Origin of the sequence: Roseibacillus persicicus (genome assembly GCF_014651675.1) — a bacterium.
Taxonomy (GTDB): domain Bacteria; phylum Verrucomicrobiota; class Verrucomicrobiia; order Verrucomicrobiales; family Akkermansiaceae; genus Roseibacillus; species Roseibacillus persicicus.
The window spans coordinates 54,200-71,375 of sequence record NZ_BMXI01000004.1 but is presented as its reverse complement, the minus strand read 5'-3'; the positions used below and the strand labels follow the sequence as shown (position 1 = coordinate 71,375).

At 54.5% G+C, this 17,176-nt stretch carries 14 protein-coding genes; 4 read left to right on the top strand and 10 right to left on the bottom strand.

What is annotated here, in order from left to right:
• Window positions 1-12: 12 nt before the first annotated feature.
• Entirely contained in the window at window positions 13-2,916 is a 2,904-nt protein-coding gene (locus IE099_RS05955) for a DNA polymerase I (protein ID WP_189568274.1), read from the bottom strand.
• A 157-nt stretch (window positions 2,917-3,073) separates the two neighbouring features.
• Here IE099_RS05955 and IE099_RS05950 point away from each other — a divergent pair, with 157 nt between their 5' ends.
• Together IE099_RS05950 and IE099_RS05945 are read left to right on the top strand one after the other, a co-directional pair.
• Window positions 3,074-3,919 carry a hypothetical protein gene (locus IE099_RS05950; RefSeq protein ID WP_189568271.1) on the top strand — a complete coding sequence of 282 codons (846 nt, stop codon included), beginning with the start codon at window positions 3,074-3,076 and terminating at the stop codon, window positions 3,917-3,919.
• Between the two features lie 236 nt (window positions 3,920-4,155).
• The gene (locus tag IE099_RS05945; protein ID WP_189568269.1) at window positions 4,156-5,286 is read left to right on the top strand and encodes a TlpA family protein disulfide reductase; all 1,131 of its coding nucleotides are present in this window, start codon (window positions 4,156-4,158) and stop codon (window positions 5,284-5,286) included.
• 34 nt (window positions 5,287-5,320) lie between these two features.
• Here IE099_RS05945 and IE099_RS05940 read toward each other — a convergent pair whose 3' ends face one another.
• The 3 genes from IE099_RS05940 to IE099_RS05930 form a co-directional block, all read right to left on the bottom strand.
• On the bottom strand, window positions 5,321-6,211 hold the full coding sequence (locus tag IE099_RS05940; protein ID WP_189568267.1) for an ankyrin repeat domain-containing protein: 891 nt from the start codon (window positions 6,209-6,211) through the stop codon (window positions 5,321-5,323).
• 125 nt (window positions 6,212-6,336) lie between these two features.
• Complete coding sequence (locus tag IE099_RS05935) at window positions 6,337-6,756, bottom strand: DoxX family protein (protein ID WP_189568265.1); 420 nt, start codon at window positions 6,754-6,756, stop codon at window positions 6,337-6,339.
• A gap of 91 nt (window positions 6,757-6,847) precedes the next feature.
• Window positions 6,848-7,831 (bottom strand): hypothetical protein, encoded by a 984-nt coding sequence (locus IE099_RS05930; protein WP_189568263.1) that lies wholly within the window; start codon window positions 7,829-7,831, stop codon window positions 6,848-6,850.
• 151 nt (window positions 7,832-7,982) lie between these two features.
• On the opposite strand from IE099_RS05930, the gene IE099_RS05925 reads away from it, so the two are divergent.
• Window positions 7,983-9,104, top strand: coding sequence for an aldo/keto reductase (locus IE099_RS05925; protein WP_189568261.1), 1,122 nt, complete (start codon window positions 7,983-7,985; stop codon window positions 9,102-9,104).
• Between the two features lie 72 nt (window positions 9,105-9,176).
• Here IE099_RS05925 and IE099_RS05920 read toward each other — a convergent pair whose 3' ends face one another.
• The 6 genes from IE099_RS05920 to IE099_RS05895 all read right to left on the bottom strand — a co-directional run bounded on the left by IE099_RS05920 (window position 9,177) and on the right by IE099_RS05895 (window position 16,364).
• The gene (locus IE099_RS05920; protein WP_189568259.1) at window positions 9,177-10,763 is read right to left on the bottom strand and encodes an Rne/Rng family ribonuclease; all 1,587 of its coding nucleotides are present in this window, start codon (window positions 10,761-10,763) and stop codon (window positions 9,177-9,179) included.
• Between the two features lie 33 nt (window positions 10,764-10,796).
• Window positions 10,797-12,887, bottom strand: coding sequence for a peptidoglycan D,D-transpeptidase FtsI family protein (locus IE099_RS05915; protein WP_189568257.1), 2,091 nt, complete (start codon window positions 12,885-12,887; stop codon window positions 10,797-10,799).
• Window positions 12,888-12,892: 5 nt separating this feature from the next.
• Window positions 12,893-13,477 (bottom strand): hypothetical protein, encoded by a 585-nt coding sequence (locus IE099_RS05910; protein WP_189568254.1) that lies wholly within the window; start codon window positions 13,475-13,477, stop codon window positions 12,893-12,895.
• Window positions 13,474-14,307 carry a rod shape-determining protein MreC gene (gene mreC / locus IE099_RS05905; protein WP_189568252.1) on the bottom strand — a complete coding sequence of 278 codons (834 nt, stop codon included), beginning with the start codon at window positions 14,305-14,307 and terminating at the stop codon, window positions 13,474-13,476. The genes IE099_RS05910 and mreC overlap by 4 nt, the downstream gene beginning before the upstream one ends.
• A 37-nt stretch (window positions 14,308-14,344) precedes the next feature.
• Window positions 14,345-15,388 (bottom strand): rod shape-determining protein, encoded by a 1,044-nt coding sequence (locus IE099_RS05900; RefSeq protein ID WP_189568250.1) that lies wholly within the window; start codon window positions 15,386-15,388, stop codon window positions 14,345-14,347.
• Between the two features lie 187 nt (window positions 15,389-15,575).
• Window positions 15,576-16,364 carry a ParA family protein gene (locus IE099_RS05895; RefSeq protein WP_189568248.1) on the bottom strand — a complete coding sequence of 263 codons (789 nt, stop codon included), beginning with the start codon at window positions 16,362-16,364 and terminating at the stop codon, window positions 15,576-15,578.
• Between the two features lie 486 nt (window positions 16,365-16,850).
• On the opposite strand from IE099_RS05895, the gene IE099_RS05890 reads away from it, so the two are divergent.
• The gene (locus IE099_RS05890) at window positions 16,851-17,153 is read left to right on the top strand and encodes a DUF3817 domain-containing protein (RefSeq protein ID WP_189568246.1); all 303 of its coding nucleotides are present in this window, start codon (window positions 16,851-16,853) and stop codon (window positions 17,151-17,153) included.
• Window positions 17,154-17,176 lie beyond the last annotated feature (23 nt).

Genomic DNA, 17,176 nt, shown 5'->3' with positions numbered 1-17,176 from the left:
TTGAACCAATCCCTAATGCGCTTCCAACCAAGTCTGTCCGGTGCCGACCTCGACCTTAATCGGGACTTCATTCGGCAGAGTGAGAGCTCCTTCCATGGTGGCCACGATTTGGTCGGGTAGAGTCTGGGCTTCGCTTTCGTGAAGGTCGAAGAGCAGTTCATCGTGAACTTGCAGAAGCATCTTGGACTGCGTTTGCTCCTTTTCTAACAAGTCTGCGGTTTGGATCATGGCCAGCTTGATCATATCGGCGGCAGTGCCTTGGATCGGGGTGTTGATTGCCGCGCGCTCGGCATTGGCCCGCACGGTGCCATTGCCCGACTTGATGTCGGGAAAGTAGCGCCGGCGACCGCTGAGGGTTTCGGTATAGCCCTTCTCCTTGGCGGACTCGATGGTCGCATTCATGAAGTCGCGAATCTTGGGATACTGTTCCCAGTAGGCCTTGATGATTTCGGTTGCTTCCGCCCGAGGAATGGAAAGGCGCTGCGCCAAACCAAAGGCTGAGATACCATAGATGATGCCGAAGTTCACCATCTTGGCCGTGCGTCGATGGTCGCTGGTGACCTCGCTACTAGAAATCCCGTAGACCTTGGCCGCAGTCTCGGTGTGGATGTCTTGGTCGTTTTGAAAGGCCGCAATCATCGAGGGGTCGCCGGACAGGGCCGCCATGATGCGGAGCTCAATTTGTGAGTAATCCGCCGCCAGGAGGGTGAACTCCGGAGTGGTGCGGGAATTGTTTTTCGAACTCCCTTCGCCGGGATGGGTGGACGAGACGTCCACCCCACACACTTGGCGCGGAACGAAGGCCTTGCGAATCTCCCGCCCGAGTTCGCTCCGGATGGGAATATTCTGCAAGTTCGGGTCGCTGGAGGCCAGTCGTCCGGTCGCGGCGATGTGCTGATGCAGGTGGGTGTGAATCCGCTGGTCGTGAGGGGCGATGTCATTGGGCAGAGAATCCACGTAGGTGGACTTCAGCTTGGTCGCTTGCCGATAGAGCAGGATGTCCGCCGCGATGGGGTGTTCGATGGCCAGCAGCGAAAGCGTCTGTTCATCGGTCTTGAACTGGCCGGTCTTGGTCTTTTTAGGTTTGTCGACTAGCTTGAGTTTTTCGAAAAGGATCTCCCCGAGTTGCTTGGGGGAATTGAGGTTGAATTCTTCCCCAGCCGCTGCGGTGATGCTTTGCGAAAGATTGTCGATTCGGTTGCCAAGATCGACTCCGACTTCAGCCAACAATTCCGGATCAAGCTTGATGCCTTCTGCCTCCATCTTGACCAAGACAGGGAGCAGGGGAGCCTCGATGGTTTCGTAGACCTCGGTGAGTTCGTTCTTGGCCAAAAGAGGGCGCAAGTGCTCCGCCAACTGCCAGGTGATGTCCGCATCTTCGGCTGCATATTCTGCGAGGGATTCCAGCGGAATGGACTTCATGTTAAGGTCACCTTTTTTAGATGAAGCGGGTGCCTTTTTCTTTTTCTTGGCAGCGAAAGCAAAGAGGTCGCCGTCTGCGCCTTCTTCCTCGGCCTCCGGCTCGACTTCGTCCGGGACGATATCCGCCAGCTTAATGGTTTGATAGTTTAGCAGATTTTCCGCGAGGCGGTCCATGGTGTGGCGCTGCTCGGGATAGAGCAGGGCGTGCACAAGCATGGTGTCGAAAAAGGGTCCGCTGACTTGAATCCCGTGGCTATTGAGGATGTGCAGGTCGAACTTGAGGTTGTGGCCAATCTTTTCGCTCGGCTTCGCGAACAACTCCTGCAGTCGGGGATGGTGAACCCGATTGTAGGGCAGGTAAAATCCCTCACCGGCTTTCAGTGAAAAGGCAATGCCGAGGATCTTGCTTTCGAAGCGATCCAAGGACGTGGTTTCCAAGTCGAAGCAATAACTCTCCGCTGACTCGAGAGCCTCGAAGAGTTGCTTCTCCAGTGCGGGAGAATTGACCAATTGATACTTCGGTTTGGTGTCCGCGATGGTGCGAAGGGCGGCAGGGGGCTCGGGCAGAGAGGCGCTTTCGTCCGCACTAGTGACTGCGGGAGCCTTGTTGCCGAAGAGACGCTTGGAGAGGGTGCGGAACTCGTGCTCGGCAAAGAGCCTCTGAATGGCCTCCTCGTCGTAAGGACTGAGCGTGAGGTCCTCGAAACTGACATCCAGCGGAGCATCGCGAATGATGGTGGCGAGGTCTTTGGAGAGCAGGGCGTTTTCGCGATTGTTCTCCACGTTTTCCTTCTGCTTTCCTTTGAGCTTGTCGGTGTTTTCTAGGAGATTCTCGATGGAACCATACTCTGCAATTAGCTTGACCGCCGTCTTGGGTCCAATGCCGGGCACCCCGGGAATATTATCGGAGGCGTCACCCATCAATCCGAGCAGGTCGATGATTTGATGTGGCTCCTGGACCCCCCAGATTTCGGGAAGCTCCTTGGTGGTGATGGCCTCGTAGTCGGAGCCCTTTCGCCCTGGTTTCCACATCGTGGTGGTGGGGGAGATGAGCTGCGCAAAGTCCTTGTCCGGCGTCACCATGAAGGTGTGGAACTCGCCCCGCTCGTCAGCGGTCTTGGCCAAGGTGCCGATCAAGTCGTCGGCCTCGTAGCCATCGATTTCCAGCAGCGGGATCGCGAAGGCTTTGCAGAGTTCCTTGCAGGCCGGGATGGCCGCGCGCAGTTCCTCCGGCATTTCATCGCGGTTGGCCTTGTAGGCCGGATACTTTTCATGGCGGGGCGTCGGCGCCGAGGTGTCCCAAGCGACGGCGAGATGGGTTGGTTTTTCCGTCTGGATGATGGAAAGCAAGGTGTTGGTGAACCCGAAGAGAGCGGAAGTATTCACCCCCTTGGAGTTCATGATGGGACTGCGAATGAGGGCGAAATGCGCTCGATAGACGAGGGCCATGCCATCCAGGAGGAAGAGGCGGTTGGGTTCGGGTGCTTCAGTCATGGAGAAAGGATTGGCGAAGGTGGCCCAACTAAGAAGAAAGAACTCTGAAATTGACGGAATTTCGGGACGAAAAACCGCTGACGAGGAATTTTTCGGGAAGTATTGCGAAGAAAGGTCATTCTGTGGCGTTGTATGGGGAGCAACTAATTGTGTTTCTATGAAGTTTGTTCTGTATGGGGTAATGGTAATCGGCGCGTTTTTCTTGGGTAAGATCATGTACGGACCACTGGCTCCCAGCCTCTTGGGTGAGACCACAGCCAAGGCAACGGATTCCGAAACAGTGCAGGAAATCAAGGTGAAGTCACCCATGGGAACGATCACTGAAGTCGTTGACTTGGAAGACGTTGACCCCAAGGATTTCCCCGAAAAAGTGACTTTGGCTTCCGAGCTGATTCTAACCGACAAAAACGGCCTGAGCCCGCTCAAGTTGGATGCCGGCAGCCCGGTCACGCCTCTGGAGCTGGAAGATATGGTTTTGAAAGTAACGTCCTCACTCGCGACTCACCTCACGGGTGAGATATCGGTATTGGAAACTGATTTCGTGGAGGGTGTCGCTCATAAGCGCATGGACCAGCGAATGGCCAAGCTGGAAGCCGACAAAGCTCCGGCCGCACCGACTCCGCCAACGCCCAAGCCTGTGGTTGAAGTCGCGGCGAACAATCCTGCCCCGAAGCCTGCGCCCATGGTTGAGCCTGAACCCGCTCCCGAGCCCGAACCTGCCCCAGAACCCGAAGCACCCACCTCGCTGAGTGCCGACCAGATTGTCGCAGCGATGAAGGCCAGTCTGGAGGGCGGAAAAATTAAGGAACTCGACGCGAGTAAAGTCACCAATTGGGAAGCTGGCGAGGACGAGACCTTCGACGGTGAAGAATTCCAAGTCGGAATCGCCACCTACAAAGAGATGACCATCCTCGGCGAAAAGACCCTCCAAGCGAAAGCGCTCTTTGCCGAAGGCCAGCTCGAGAAGTGGATTCACGCCAAGACCGGCATGGAAATCCGCTAGCCTTCTCCACCTTCAAACCGTCTCGAGTGCCGCCAGACAGGGAGCGCTTTCAGCCCTCGGCTGCTCGGCTCGAGACGTTCTCGTCTTTCCTAGAAAGAATCTGGAAACACGTTTTCCCAACGAACTCCTAAGTCGCTGAAGGTGTGTGGGTCGAAGGTTTTAGTCATTCACCAAAATGGGATGCGGCACACTTTTGCATGGTCAGATTCGAGATAAACCTCCAAGTTTTCTCAGAAATGACACGAAACTTCTTCCGACTAGGCCTGCTTTCATGCGCACTGACGACTTCAGGATGGGCCCTCGCTCCGGGGGATTCGGTAACCATCGACGCTCTTTCCCAGTCCGATTTCGTCCAAGGAGAAGCTCCGAAGTCCTGGGAAAAGGATGAGGTCTATATTTTGGAATGTTGGGCGACTTGGTGCGGTCCTTGCATCGCCGCCATCCCTCATGTCGACGAGCTCCATGACAAGTATCACGAGAAGGGATTAACCGTGGTGGGAATGAATGTCTTTGAGGAAGGTCGGGAAAAGGCGGTCAAGTTCGTGGAGAAAAAAGGAGACGGCATGTCCTATCCGGTCGCCTATGTGGGCAGAAGCGGTCAGTTCGCGAAAGACTGGCTCAAGCCCGCCGAGGTCACCAGCATCCCGCACGCCTTCGTGGTGAAGAACGGAGAATATCTCTTCAGCGCTCATCCCAGCCAACTAACGGAAGAGCTCGTTACCATTCTCCTTGCGGGAGGAGAAGAGGCTGATGCGGAAATCAACGAAATCCGGATTCAGGCCAAGGACAAGGTCGAAAAAAATGCGGCCATGATGGACTTCCAGTTTGCCAGAATCGCGAAAGACGTGCCCGCAATGGAAGCCGCCTATGAGAAAGCATCACAATTGTCGACTGAGGCAGGAACGCTGGCCGCGATGAAAATTGAGATCACTACTGCCCAAAAAGATTGGGCGGAAACCGAGAAGATTCTGCGTTCTCTGGATGACGATCGAAAGGGTCTCAATAGTGTTCGCAGTGTCGGACTTTCTCTCGAAGCGGAAGAAGAAGAGGTTCCTGAAAGCCTTTTGAGGGGAGTCCTCTCCCGTTTGGAATCAGCTTCGTCCTACCACTTCATGGATGCTCCCTTGATCGCTCATTTGCACTGGGACCTTGGGGAAAAAGATTTGGCTCAAACCGCTTGTCAGGAAATGCTGGAGAAAAAATCCCTCATCCCTTCAGAGCTCTTGGCTGAGTTCGCTGCGAGCTTCACAACGGGAACTCCTCAAACGATGTCTGAGTTCCGTCAGAAGGTGACCACGGCGATGAAAAAGCGCTCGGAAGACGCCAAGGCAGCCAAAAAGAAAGCGGCAGCAGAGAAAAAAGGTTAATCGGGGAATTTATCGACCAACAGGGGCAGGCGAACTATCGCTTGTTCCACTTCCTCGGGCCTTTGCGAAGGGCTTGTTCCTTCAAAAATTGCGAGGCGGGGGGATCCTCAACCCAATGCCAACAGGGAAAGTCGACTTGGTCCTTCACCCTGGGATCTGCCCCGTTCTCGATGAGCCATTTTGCCGCTGGAAGCGACTGGCAAGCACAGAGAACCGTCCAGCCATCAACGTCCTGAACATCCAGTCGGGCTCCGCTTCGATGCAAGAGTTGAACCATCTCCAGATTATCGTTTCGAACGGCTTTGAAGATAGCGGTTTCACCCGTGGAAGTGAGGTTGGGGTCGGCTCCATTGCTCAACAACCATTCGACCGCAACCAAATCATCCGATTCGGCAAAGGTGCTGAGAGGCCAATAGCCATCCGGGCCCACATGATTGACGTCAGCTTGATAGCGTTCGATCAATAGCTTTAGCATCGCAAGGGAGCTGGCATGTTCGATGGCGTGTTCCGTCTGCACCTCGAAATGGATTTCGTCGAAGCCTTCGGGGTGGCCCGAAAAAGCTTCTTTGAACAGGGGGTCATCCACGAGTTCAGGGGGAAGCTGGGAAAGAAGTTCCTTCTGGGAGGACTGCATCTCCGGACTATCGAATAGGGCCTCAGTACTTTCCTTGATTCTGGCCCGCTCATCTGGAGTATCTTCCCGCTGATAGCGATATTCGATGGCACAGCCCGAATCCAACAGGAGGGCCACAGTTTCGATATTGTCGGCCATGACAGCCAGCAAAAGGGGAGTCCATCCCTGCTCATTGAGAGGGTTTAAAGGATGCTTGTCGGCAATCAGTTGGCGACAGGCATCGCCCTCGCCATTCTCAGCCGCTTGATGAAGGGCTGTGGCTTGGAACTGGGAGTTGGGTGTCTTTTCCATTTCTGCTCTCACCAGAGCATCCGGAACAATCAGTCATTCCCAGCAGGAAGTGATGCATCGCGAACAATTCGCAAAAGACCCATGAACACCAAGGCTCTCCAAGCCTGTGCGCGGAAGCCCTGGTTTTATTTCAGCGCAGGCTCGACCTTTGGACCTGAGGTGTGGCGATTCATCAGGATCAGGTAAAAGATGATCAGATGGACAATCTGGCTGGGGAGTCTTTCCCAAGCTTCAACTAGAGTTGTGCCAAACATGAGCACACCCATCAGAGCGATTCCGAGAACGAGGGCCCAGCGGGTGAATTGTCCGCCGATCAAAAGACCAAGTCCCACCGCGACCTCGGCGAATACGATGAAATAGCCTGCGGTGAGGGAAGGGAATCCTCCAATGAACGTTCCTTCGTAACCTTTGGCGACTCCACTGGCGAAGGTCTGGAGCTTGGGCAAGCGAACTCCTCCGTGAAAAAGTAGGCTCACCCCCATCGCGAGGCGTGCAGAGTGATAGGCGAGTTGCTCGTTAGAGAGATTGCTGATTTTACTCATCATACGGAGCAGAATCTCACCCGTTTTTAGCTCAAGGCAAGGGACGAACGCTCCAATTTGCGCTGTCAGCATGACGCTGACCACGAGGCAATCCTTACTCGGTAGCCTTCATTGTGGATTCGGTAAAAAGAAGAGCAGTCATCACGCCTTGTCGAGTCTGGGCCTGTTGACGTTGAAACACTTCGAGCTGTGCGGGCTCCAAAATCCCTGAGGCTGGCGCGAGGAGTTCCTGTTGCATATTGTCCCAATCGGCTCGAAAGCGTTCCGCCATTCCCGGGTTGTCGATTTGATTGACCACAGCATTGCCTTCCCAGCGATCGGCGATTCCACTACTGGTGCGCGCTTGTTGCATGGCCTCAACGAGTTGGGTCTCCTGAACTGACGAAAGCGGCAGGTTCGACCTCTGCATGCTAGAGCGAATCCCACCCATCTGCTCGTATATAGGCCGACGTTCCTCAAAGTCTGAGAAGCGCTGAAAGTCTTCCTCGTTATTCAGAAAATCCTGCATATCGAGCTTCAGCTTCTCGGAATCCGCCTCGTATTGCGCGATGATCTCTTGTCTCTCCGCCGAATCTTGGGTGGCCAGCAGATCACTCCAGAGCTTCTCTTGCGCGCCCACCGAGGATGAGGTGAGCTGGAGGAAATATTCCTTCTCGTCACCCTCCAGATTGAATTCACCGATGAGAGCTTCATAGACCCGCGCGGCGCGAGATTGGTTGCCCCACTTCTGGAGCTGCTTTGCAGTGTCGCTTTCCGCAAAGGCCCGGAAGAGTTCGCCCAAGGCTCGTTCGGGAGTTTCAGGCTTCTTCACGTCTTCCTCAGGGACTTCGTCCGGCTCAGGAACAGCGGGTGATTCGAGGGCAACCGAGTTCTCGTCGGGGGCGGGGTCTTGGGAATCGGGGGCCTCATTCTGAAGCACGCCTTGCCCCTCCCGCATCTGGGACAAGTCCGTTTTGAGAGTCGCAACTTGGGATTCCAAGGACTGCATCCGGGTCGAACTCCAAACAAAGAAAACCGAAAATAGGATCACGAGGGCCAGCGAGAGGAGCCAGGGGGACTTGAGTTTCATTTTCATCATGGGACAGGTTTCTACTTTCTTGATAACCTCTCGAACCTGCGAGGGTTACATCCAAATCTCTCTCTTTCTTGGGTGCCAAATTCTGCGGAATTCTGACCATCTCTTTGCAAGGGGTTGACTGTTTGAGTGGCTAGTTTAAATCAAAGGGACGATGGACTTGACCAAAACTTGCTACGGAAACTGGAGCGGCGGACGCTTCATGCACTTCGGGGAAATGGTTAGCGAAGAGCGCTACCTGAACATGATTCGCCATGCCTACGAGAAAGGGATGCGCACCTTCATCACGGCTGATGTCTACGGTGGCGGCAAGGCTGACGAGATGCTGGGTCAGGCCCTCGCCGACTACCCGCGCGACAGCTATTGTCTGGTGGGAACCATCGGGCACGACTTTTACAAAGGGGAGCGGCAGGGGAGCTCTGGCTATCCACGCTTCACCCATCCCGACCTCCACAGTGAGCGCGAGTATACGTCCTATCTCCGGATGGCTTGCGAAAAGTCACTGGAGCGTTGCGGAACCAACCACTTCGACCTCGTGATGCTTCACAACCCCGACGAGACCGGCTATACCAACGATACCGTGTGGGAAGGGATGCGCCGACTGAAAGAAGAAGGGCTTGCCGAGCGCCTGGGTGTCGCTCCGGGACCGGCGAACGGCTTCACGCTCGATCTTCTCCACTGCTTCGAACGATTTGGCGAAGTCTTGGATTGGGCCATGATCATTCTCAATCCCTTGGAACCCTGGCCGGGACAACAGGTATTGGGAGGCGCGGAAAAGAACGACATCAAGATCCTCACCCGCGTAATCGATTACGGCGGAGTCTTCCATGACGACATGAAGCCCGGGCACGAGTTCCGTCCCGGTGACCACCGCGCCTACCGTCCCGCCGGATGGGTGGAGAATGGCTGTGAAAAAATGGAAAAGATGCGTCCGCTTGCGGAAAAATACGGTCTTTCCATGCTGCAGTTCGCGGCCATTTGGAATCTTTCCCAGAAGCCAGTCGCCAGCGTTGTGCCCACCTTTATTCAAGAAGCCGGCGACAATGCACGCCCTGTCGAAGACAAAATCGACGACTTGGCCGCCTTGCCTGAGGATGTGGTTTTCACTCCAGAAGAAGTTGAGACCATCCGGAAAATTGGCGACAACACCGGTTGCATGGCCCTCAAAGGAGCGAGCCAACGCCACGAGGGACCTTGCGAGCGCCCTGACGAGTGGCCCATGCGCGACGAGTTGCTTGAGCTGGCCGATGCCCATGGCGTGGGCCGGGACTGGTAATCACTTTCCCCCAACAAAAAAAGAGGCGCGCATCTTCTCGATACGCGCCTCTTTTTCATTCTAAAAGTTCGCTTAACCCGAGGCGTAGCTCTTTTCAGTCGCCGCATCGACAATGTCGTAGCGCTCGCGGTGACGAGTGGAATCGGTGCGGAAGATGAGGCGGCCGGTGTGCTTCCGTTCGAGGTCGACGAGGATATGGGAATCTTCTTTCTTGAAGCGCTCGAGGACTACCGGGTGGACAATCACGATCAAGTCGCCCGCTTCTTCCTGATGACGGGCGATCACGGTGTTCAGGGCCCGCTGAATCTCGACGCTCAGGGTAAAGGCCGTCTTGACCCGACCCCGGCCTTCGCAATATTCACAAGGCTCGGAGAGTGTCTCCTGCAGACTTTCGTTGAGACGCTGCCGGGTCATTTCCATGAGGCCCACGGAGGAGATTTGCAAAACCTGAGTCTTGGCCTTGTCCCGGGTCATGCGCTCCTTCATCGTGCGATAAACCGCCATCTGATCCCGACGGTGACGCATATCGATGAAGTCGACCACCACCAGACCACCGATGTTGCGGAGGCGCAACTGCCGGGCCACTTCTTCTGCGGCTTCGATATTGGTCTGGAGAAGAGTCTTGTCGACATCTTTGCCTCCCCGGTTCCGGCCGGAGTTGACGTCCACCGCGATGAGAGCTTCTGTCTCGTCGATGACAATGTAGCCCCCACAAGGAAGCCAAACCTGACGGTGAAAGGCCTCATCGATCTGCTTCTGCACGCCCAATTTGTCGAAAATTGGGGAGCGGGTGGGGAAGTGATGGATTCGACGCTTGGCCCGACGGGAAATCTTTTCCGCAATGGCCTGCATGTGCTCGGTGGTCGCAAGATCGTCGCAGATGATGTTGTCGATGCTCTCGGTCAGGAAATCACGAGCAGTTCGCTCAATGATTCCCGGCTCTTGGAAGACACAAACGGGCGCAGATTTGGCGTCCCGATTTTCTTCCACCGAATCCCACTGATCGAGCAGCATATCAAGGTCGCGCATGAAGTGGCGGGCACGCTGTCCCTGCGCAACCGTTCGCATGATGATGCCCATGCCTTCCGGCACATCGAGCTTTTGCATGATGCCCCGCAGGCGGTCGCGCTCCTTTGGATCGTCGATTTTGCGAGAAATACCAAATTGCTCAGAAAAGGGCATTAAGACCAGATAACGTCCGGCGAGCGACACGTTTGTGGTGACCCGTGGCCCCTTGGTGCCAATTGGCCCCTTGGAAACCTGAATCATGATCTCCGAACCAATCGGATAAATGCTCGGGATATCCTTCGAGGTGATCTTCTTTTGCTTCTTCCGAGGACGGTCGCTGCGCTGGATCTCCTCCATGGAGTTATCCAAAGCCGCGGGAATGGCATCCCAGAAGTGAAGGAAAGCGTTTTTCTCCATCCCGATGTCCACGAACATGGCCTTGAGTCCCTGCTCGATATTCTTGACTCGACCTTTGAAAATGCTGCCCACGAGGTTCACCTCGCCTTCGCGTTCGATATTGTATTCTTCCAACTGGCCGTTCTCCAGCAGGGCGACCCGTCGTTCGAGGGTCTCGGCATTGATGACTATGGTATTGCCTTGGCGGGGATCGATTTCCCCAAAGCCCAAGGCTCTTTTGATTTGTTTCAACATGTGTATCTCTGAAAATTGTTTATTCGTGACGACTTACTCGTCCGCGTCCTCGGATTGACCGCTTCCGCCACCGGGCAGGGGAATGATGCGGGGTTTGACTTTCACGGGTTTGTTTTCATCAAGAGCCTCGCTCACTTCATCCCCCGTTTCACCCACATCTTCCAAGGTAATGGACAACAGGGCATCTTCGGGAAGTTCAATCTCTTCGATAGGATCGAAATGACCAGCGAATTTTCCCATTCGCTTGGTGGGAAGTCGCAAGCCTTTCTCGGTAGCCGCAATTCCGCGTAAGATCATGTGGGCGAGGGGGCCAGCAACTTTGCCTCCACTCTTGCCTCCTTCGACAAAGACTGTGACGGAATAACGGGGCTCATCGTAAGGAGCGAAGGCCGTCACCCAAGCATTGTTGGTGTGATTGGGGGGTGTTCCTTTCTGCACGGTGCCGGTTTTGGCTGCCACGGTGTAATCCTTGATTGCGACCCGACCGGCAGTTCCTCCCGGGGCATTGGCTGCCAGCCACATTCCGTGCTGCACGCGCTTGATATCATTCCGGGAAACTCCCTTATCCTTAACGAGGTCCAACTCCACCTTGGGGACATCAGGCACAATTGTATCATCCAACAGGGTGGCTTTTTTCAAAAGGCGGGGTTGATAATAAGTGCCTCCATTCGCCACACAGGCCGTGATTGCGCAGATTTGAAGAGGTGTAGCCTCCATGTCCCACTGTCCAATTGCCATCAAAGCCACCTGCGAAGGGGTCACAATCGAACCCGGTTCCTGCAACTGGAGCCAGTGCTGGCTTCCGGGCAAGATTCCGGGCTTTTCTTCCGGCAGGCCGACTCCGGTGCGGCGCCCGAGATTGAGCGCGGAGAATCCCTCCACCATTTTTTCGCGTCCCATGCGATTGGCCAAATCCATGAAATAGGGGTTACAGGATCGTTGGAGAGCCTCATCCATTCGCAGTGTGCCGTGTCCGGCGGTGTGCCAACAGCGAATCTTCGTTCGCCCGAATGCCACATAGCCCCGACAATTGTCAGCAAAGCCGGCCTGACCATTCATCAACGCCGTGAGCGCCACCGGAATCTTGGTAGTAGAACCCGACTGATAGCTGGAAACCGCCCGATTGGTGAATGGGTGCCCTTTGTTTTGAAAATAGTAGTCCGCCGACTTTTGGGTGAGGGATGGGACATAGTCATTCGGGTCGTAGTTCGGAACCGAAGCCATGGCCAAGACCTCCCCGGTATTCACATCCATGACCACTGCGGCTGCCCGTCCTGCCTTACGCAACACATTCTCAGTCAGGCACTGAATACCCGCATCAAGGGTCAAAGTGAGCTCCGCTCCTTGCCCTGGAGCACGGGAATCCACCGTGCGCCCAATGATGTTGTTTTTTTCGTCCTTATAGAGACTGCGCTTTCCATGCAAGCCGGTCAGAATGTCGTTGTAGGTCTTTTCAATCCCGCTGACTCCCTTACTATCGCCGAAGTAATGGGCGAATTCCGCTTTCTCAGCCGGGGTGTATGTTCCTTTCTTCCATTGCTGGACGTAACCCAAAACATGGCCCGCCAGCGTTCCCATGGGATAACGGCGCTGGGGACGGGAGTTCACATACACGCCCTGCAATCCCAGCTTGTGCTCTGCCAATCGGGAAAACTGGTCGAAGTCGAGCTCTCCCGGAAAAACATAGGGAACCAGGTCGCCATGAGTGACGTAGTGGGTCCTGATTGCGGTCCGGTTCAAGCGGGGCTCAACCCCCAGTTCCTTGAGCCGGGGAAGAATCAGCCGCTCGACAATCTTGTCGATCTCGGGTGGCTTCTCATCAGTCTCTTCGCCAACCGATTTCTCAACTTTCCACTGCCGAATCCAAGACTCGCGCACCTCTCCCAGATTGACCACCAGCTCGTAGATGCGATAATTCTCGGCCAAAGGAACCCCATTCCGGTCGAGAATCTCACCTCTCACCCCCGGCTCTCGAATCGCCACCACGCTGAACCCCGGCTTCTGACGAATGTAGTAATGCTGGTCCTTGATCTGAAACTGGTGCAAGCGATGCAGCAGGGAAAAGACCCCCAGCAAAATCATGGCAGTCAGGAGATAAAGGCGAAAGCGAAAGCGAGATTCCATAAGATTTAGTAAATTTGCCGCCCTTTCCGGAGGCCTTCATAACGGATTCGATACTGATACAACTTCGCTAACTTAAAGAGAATAAGAAAGACTAGCGGAGAAAACAGCATAGTCAGGACTGAGCTATAGAAAATAAACTTCAAGGTATCGGTGGTGAAAACCAAATGACCCCGCACAAAGGAAAGAAGCATCCATTCGACAAAAAGATAGAAGAAAAGGGCGACTCCAGTCACCAGAACCGAGACCTGCCATTTCCCTTCGCGGAAAACTGGTTGCACCCCCTGCATGATGAAACCAGCAATGGCGAAAAGGAAAATCGAATACCCAAACTTCAGTGTCTCCGAAACCTCCGGATAGACCTCAACATCACCGACGACGGGCAAGATTGTGTGTTGAGCATCCCACAACAAACCACAGACAAAGGACAGGAGTAACATCCCCAGAACATCCAAGGTCACCGAAGCACAAATGAAGACCAAGGGCACGAGAAACAGCCTGGCATCATAGAACTGCGGGAGGACCGGCACAAACTGCCGTAAGATGAAGGCGACCAATAACAATGCGAGCACTGTCAGGAGATAGCGAATCATGGTTCGGGGTCTTCCACTTGTTCGACGGTGTCATCTCCAGCGAGGACAAAGACAACCGACAAATTCTGTAAATCCACACTCGGTTTCACCATCGCCTCGCTTTCATAGCTCCCGGGGATCACCTCGGTAATGGTTCCGACCTGAATATCGGGCGGGAAGATTCCCCCTCGTCCGGTGGTAAAAACTTTCATCCCTTTTTGGATGGCGGCATTGCGACTGAGATAACGCAAGCGGAGTAGGGGAGTCGTGCCATATTCGCCTGGCTCCCCGCTCAAAATCCCCTTTTCCGGCGATCCTTCCACATAGACCGAGACCTGACAGCTCTCATCCGTCACGAGAATGATGTTAGAGATATCTTCAAAAGCCTGATCGACCCTGCCCACAAGTCCGCCCTCGGCCAACACTGTCAACTGGGTCCCGACATCGGATTTCTCACCCTGATTGATAGTGAGAGTATCCCACCAAGTTGAAGGTTGCCGTTTGATCACCTTGGCTGCCTTCACGTCGAAAGTCGTCCGTTTCTGGAATCCAAGCGCCTGATTGAGCTGCACGTTCTCACGCTCAAGCTCACGGAAACGGCCCTCAATGATTTTTAGCTCGCCATAATCGGCCTGAATCGCTTCCAGCTTCCGCTGCAAATTCTCGGAGTGCTCCACCTCGCGCACGAAGTCGCGACTGAACTTCTCAATCTTGGAACCGCTCTGAAGAAAAGGGCCAATCGCCTTATAATAAGTCTCCTGCACCTTACGAACCGTCATCGGGCTCCAAGTGAGTACCCAAGTTCCCGCACTGAGGAAGATCAGTAAGGCAAAAAGGGTCAAAGGCTTCATATCAGATCAAAATGCGCTCGTTCGATGGAACAAATCTTTAGCGACGGTTCGAATGGTAGTCGGTATTGGTCACGCGCTTGAGGAAAGCCAGTTCGCTCAGGGCCTTGCCCGTTCCCTCAGCCACCGCACTCAGCGGATCTTCGGCGATGTGAACCGGCAATCCGGTCTCCTCGCGCAACAATTTGTCAAGGCCTCGCAAAAGAGCTCCGCCGCCGGCAAGAACAAGTCCACGATCCACCAGGTCGGCCGCCAGCTCGGGCGGGCAACGTTCCAAGGTCGTTCTCACCGCGTCCACGATGGTCGCCAAAGGATCTGCCATTGCTTCGCGAATTTCTTCCGAAGTGATGGTGACTGTTTTCGGCAGGCCAGAGACCAGGTCACGACCTTTCACCTCCATACTGCTTTCCTTGGGCAACTCGTAGGCTGAGCCGACCCGAATCTTGATATCTTCAGCGGTGCGCTCACCAATCAGCAGATTATAGCCACGCTTCATATACTGGATAACCGCCTCATCCAACTCATCACCGGCGGTGCGGACACTCCGGGCATAAACGATTCCAGATAAGGAAATGAGAGCGACCTCCGTGGTTCCGCCACCAATATCGACCACCATATTACCGGAGGCATCCTGAACGGGCAAACCAACCCCGATTGCGGCAGCCATAGGCTCTTCAATCAGGTAGACTTCGCGAGCACCCGCTTGCTCGGCGGACTCCTTGACCGCCCGGCGTTCCACTTCTGTGATTCCGGAAGGAATGGCAATCACAACCCGCGGGCGGGCCCGGCGCTTGTTGTTCACCTTGCGAATGAAGTGGCGAAGCATGGCTTCGGTGACCTCAAAATCGGCGATCACACCGTCTTTCAACGGTCGAATCGCCACAATATTGCCAGGTGTGCGGCCAAGCATCCGCTTGGCATCATCACCAACTGCCAGAACCTCATTTGTGCCGGCCTTGACTGCAACCACCGAGGGTTCGCGCAAGACAATACCGTGGTCCTTCACATTGACGAGGGTGTTGGCCGTCCCGAGATCGATGCCGATATCATTCGACAACATGCCAAAAAACTTAGAGAGAAACATTACGAGGGCGTCTATTTTTTAAAGGTGAGAAAAACTGCATTTCAGCGAGTGAAACTTCACAAAAGACTAATTCTCAGAGGATTCGCGCACAAAATTACGCAAAAATACTGAAAGGCTAGGATTCCGTGTCCGGCAACTATCGAAGTTGCAAGCCCTTGCGGCAAGCGGGAATGCTGTCAAGTAGAGCTTAGGCTGCGGAGGCGCTTTCGCGATGCCTCTTGAGAAACTCGAGGGCCAGATTCCGGTAGGCTTGAGCGCCGATACCCGTGGGATCATGCTCGAAGATCGAAAGCCCGTGACTGGGCGCTTCGCCGAGTCGAATCGTGCGTGGAATCACGGTTTCATAGAGCTCGCCGGGAAAGAAATTTTTCACCTCGGTGACCACGCTGCGAGACAAATTGGTGCGACCATCATACATGGTCATCAGAATCCCTTCGATCACCACGTCTTCATTGACGCCAGCTTCGCGAATCTGGCTCACCACGCGGGTAATTTTAGCCAAACCCTCCAAGCCGAACCACTCACACTGGAGCGGAATCAAAATCTCGTCCGATGCCGCCAGAGCCGAAGTCATCAGAATCCCAAGGGATGGCGGCGTATCCAGAATGCAAAAATCATATGACGCCTGCACCCGAGCCGCATCCTTGAGGACCTCGGTAAGCCTGGTGAGATGGTTGTCGAACCGAACCAGCTCAACCTCGACACCGGCCAAATCCATCTCAGCGGGAATCAAATGGAGGTTCTCTTGGCTGGTGGTTAAAATTTTAGACTCCAGCAAATCGTCGCCAACGAGCGCACTATAAATGCTGTCGTGCTCATCAGCGGAAAAACCGAGCCCGCTGGTGGCATTGGCCTGAGGATCGAGATCAATCAGCAGCACGCGTTGACCTTCGCGTGCGAGCGCGGTGGAGAGATTGATTGAAGTCGTCGTTTTGCCAACGCCGCCTTTCTGATTCGCGATTGCGACAACTTTCATGAGGACGCGGACACCTGAAGGCAAAGCGCGCGGCAAGACAAGCTCTAGTTGGGTTCGTAAGTGAGACCACGTGTTATGACAAAGCAAACCCATGAGACACCAACATCCCGCAAAGCCCGAGAAATCAACGAATCCAGCTCTTTCCGACCATTCTAGCTTCCTAAGGATAACTTCGCATAATAAATGTAATGCGGAATTCATAATTGGAGATTTACGGCCTGAGGTTTCCCCTTGCCCTTCCCAGTTCTCGGTGGCGGCTGTCTTTTGAAAAGGCCCTCCGAATAGTTCCCACGAAATTTTCACCCCTGAGACCAGGCTCCAATTTGAGTCCCATAGAGCCCCCTCGGATTTTCGTTTCGAACGACACTTGGACTTTCCGACCGGCTTCCTAGAGTCCATGTCGAATCTGGGACTTGGTTCTGCCAAATGCATTCCACCGCAAGCTGAGCTTTTCAATCTCATTGCCATCGGCTAAAGGCCCGTGAAATGTCAGCTCGTTCTTCCATTCAAGCCTTACGCATCGTGGCCCTGATTGAAGGTCTTTCCTGGTTAGTTCTCATCGGCGCCATGATCTACCGCGGCTTCACCGGACATCATGAACCTGTTTCTTGGGCCGGACGCGCTCACGGAGGCCTTTTTTGTCTCTTTGGACTCCTTCTCCTAATTGCTTGGATGGAAAATCGTTGGTCGTTCTTCTTTTCGATGGTGATTGGCCTTTCGTCGCTCGTCCCACTGGGATTCCTGTTTGCGGATCCCAAACTGCATGCGAAACTCAAGGAGGTGCCTTGAGCTTTTTGTCGTCTTGCGCGTGC

Coding starts and splice junctions, on each gene's coding strand:
- IE099_RS05955 (WP_189568274.1), bottom strand. CDS start 2,916: ATGACTGAAGCACCCGAACCCAACCGCCTCTTCCTCCTGGATGGCATG.
- IE099_RS05950 (WP_189568271.1), top strand. CDS start 3,074: ATGAAGTTTGTTCTGTATGGGGTAATGGTAATCGGCGCGTTTTTCTTG.
- IE099_RS05945 (WP_189568269.1), top strand. CDS start 4,156: ATGACACGAAACTTCTTCCGACTAGGCCTGCTTTCATGCGCACTGACG.
- IE099_RS05940 (WP_189568267.1), bottom strand. CDS start 6,211: ATGGAAAAGACACCCAACTCCCAGTTCCAAGCCACAGCCCTTCATCAA.
- IE099_RS05935 (WP_189568265.1), bottom strand. CDS start 6,756: ATGATGAGTAAAATCAGCAATCTCTCTAACGAGCAACTCGCCTATCAC.
- IE099_RS05930 (WP_189568263.1), bottom strand. CDS start 7,831: ATGATGAAAATGAAACTCAAGTCCCCCTGGCTCCTCTCGCTGGCCCTC.
- IE099_RS05925 (WP_189568261.1), top strand. CDS start 7,983: ATGGACTTGACCAAAACTTGCTACGGAAACTGGAGCGGCGGACGCTTC.
- IE099_RS05920 (WP_189568259.1), bottom strand. CDS start 10,763: ATGTTGAAACAAATCAAAAGAGCCTTGGGCTTTGGGGAAATCGATCCC.
- IE099_RS05915 (WP_189568257.1), bottom strand. CDS start 12,887: ATGGAATCTCGCTTTCGCTTTCGCCTTTATCTCCTGACTGCCATGATT.
- IE099_RS05910 (WP_189568254.1), bottom strand. CDS start 13,477: ATGATTCGCTATCTCCTGACAGTGCTCGCATTGTTATTGGTCGCCTTC.
- mreC (WP_189568252.1), bottom strand. CDS start 14,307: ATGAAGCCTTTGACCCTTTTTGCCTTACTGATCTTCCTCAGTGCGGGA.
- IE099_RS05900 (WP_189568250.1), bottom strand. CDS start 15,388: ATGTTTCTCTCTAAGTTTTTTGGCATGTTGTCGAATGATATCGGCATC.
- IE099_RS05895 (WP_189568248.1), bottom strand. CDS start 16,364: ATGAAAGTTGTCGCAATCGCGAATCAGAAAGGCGGCGTTGGCAAAACG.
- IE099_RS05890 (WP_189568246.1), top strand. CDS start 16,851: ATGTCAGCTCGTTCTTCCATTCAAGCCTTACGCATCGTGGCCCTGATT.